This is a genomic window from Collimonas antrihumi, from assembly GCF_018304965.1.
In the GTDB taxonomy this organism is placed as follows: domain Bacteria; phylum Pseudomonadota; class Gammaproteobacteria; order Burkholderiales; family Burkholderiaceae_D; genus Collimonas; species Collimonas antrihumi.
Genome location: NZ_JAGQED010000064.1, coordinates 1 through 1640, shown reverse-complemented (window position 1 = coordinate 1640; position 1640 = coordinate 1). Strand labels below are relative to the sequence as shown.

The window sequence follows — 1640 nt, the reverse complement described above, 5'->3', positions numbered from 1 at the left end:
TCTTCGCGTATTTGTCAAATCCAGCAATGGCAAGTGTCGTTTGTTTCATGGGCTTCATCCAAATTTGTTTCGAATACCTCGTCTAACGCTTCAATGCGGTCGGGCGTTTACTTAATCAGAGATTCCTAAGGATAAAACACTTCGTTGGCGTCTGGTTAATTTGCTCTTTACTATCGTTACATTCTGTTTTCATTAGTGATCGACCATGAAGCTCGCTACCCGCGTTTTCCTGATATTTTCCTCGGGCTATTTCATTTCTTATCTGGCGCGCGGCATCAATTTGCCGCTGGCGCCTTTGCTCAGCAGCGAACTTGGGTTGTCGCCGGCTCAGTTGGGGCTGCTGACCAGTTTGTATTTCTTTGCTTTCGCTGCCTGCCAGCTGCCGCTTGGCATTTTGCTGGACCGTTTCGGTCCGCGCCGGGTATTGGCTTGCTTGCTGCTGCTGGCTGCGGCCGGTGCTGTGGTGTCGGCTAATGCGCATGGTTTTGGCAGCTTGCTGATCGGGCGCTTGCTGTTGGGGATTGGCACGTCGGCTTGCCTGATGGCGGGTCTCAAGGCGATTGTGACCTGGTTTCCGCATGATCACTTGCCTTTGATGAACGGCGCGATCTATGCGATTGGCGGTTTGGGTGCGGTTGCTACCGGGACGCCGATTGCCTGGGCTTTGGGTTTGACCACCTGGCGCGTGTTGTTCGTGGTGGTGGCGGTGCTGATCATGATGATCGTGTTGGCCTTGTTCACGTTGGTGCCGGAGAAGGATGAGCAGCATTCGAAGAGCAGTCTTGCGGCGCAATTGTGTGACATTGGCGGGATTTTCCGTAGTGGGGTGTTTTGGCGTACGGCGCCTTTTGTGATGGCTAGCCAGGGTGCGTTTCTTGGTGTTCAGGGGTTGTGGGCGGGGCCGTATTTGCGGGATGTTGGTCGGCTGCCTGCTGCCGCTGCGGCTGATATTGTGGCGCTGGTTGGCTTGGCGATGGTGGTTGGGGCGGTTGGTTCGGGCTGGTTGGCGCGGCGGTTGCAGCAGCGTGGAATTTCTTTGCATGCCACTGCTGGCGCGGGGATGTTTTTGTTCATGTTGGCGCAGCTGCTGATACTGCTTGGTGTGTCGTTGCCTGGCTGGTTGTTATGGGGATGTATGGTGTGTTCGGTACCTCTGGCGTGCTGACGTATGCATCGCTGGTGCGTGAATTTCCAACGCATCTGGCTGGCCGTGTCAGTACCGGTTTAACCTTGGCGATCTTTGCCGGTGCGTTTGTGGTGCAGTATGGTTTCGGGTTGTTGCTCAACGCCTGGCCGCACGATACCGGTAGCTATGCCGTGGTTGCGCACAGGGCATCATGGGCGATCGCACTTTTAGTGCAGCTAGCCGCCGGCGTCTGGTACTGCGGATTGCAGTTAAATGAGGTCAGAGTCTGACCCTATTTAACGGCCCACGGAGTACATGTTGTAGCATGCGACGAAATGTCACGTTACGTAAAACGGTAGTTACTCCGTGGATGCATGCCGGGGGTAGCCCCATACGCGCTAACCAAAATTCTGATTGCGGGTTAACATTGCGAAATTAAAATGAATCTCGCAAAAGATAATGGTCGCCGAAGAGTACAAAAACATAAGTGAAGACTGGTCGAAAATAGTGAAAT

2 protein-coding genes are annotated in these 1640 nt (G+C 54.0%); both read left to right on the top strand.

Annotated features, from left to right (window positions below):
• Positions 1-205: 205 nt before the first annotated feature.
• A complete protein-coding gene (locus KHU29_RS21990; protein ID WP_211455457.1) occupies positions 206-1165 on the top strand; it encodes an MFS transporter in 960 nt (319 codons plus the stop codon).
• Positions 1141-1416 carry a hypothetical protein gene (locus tag KHU29_RS21985; protein ID WP_211455456.1) on the top strand — a complete coding sequence of 92 codons (276 nt, stop codon included), beginning with the start codon at positions 1141-1143 and terminating at the stop codon, positions 1414-1416. The genes KHU29_RS21990 and KHU29_RS21985 overlap by 25 nt, the downstream gene beginning before the upstream one ends.
• The last annotated feature ends 224 nt before the right edge of the window (positions 1417-1640 follow it).

Bases quoted from the DNA above. Each gene is read 5' to 3' on its own strand.
- KHU29_RS21990 (WP_211455457.1), top strand. From the start codon at position 206: ATGAAGCTCGCTACCCGCGTTTTCCTGATATTTTCCTCGGGCTATTTC.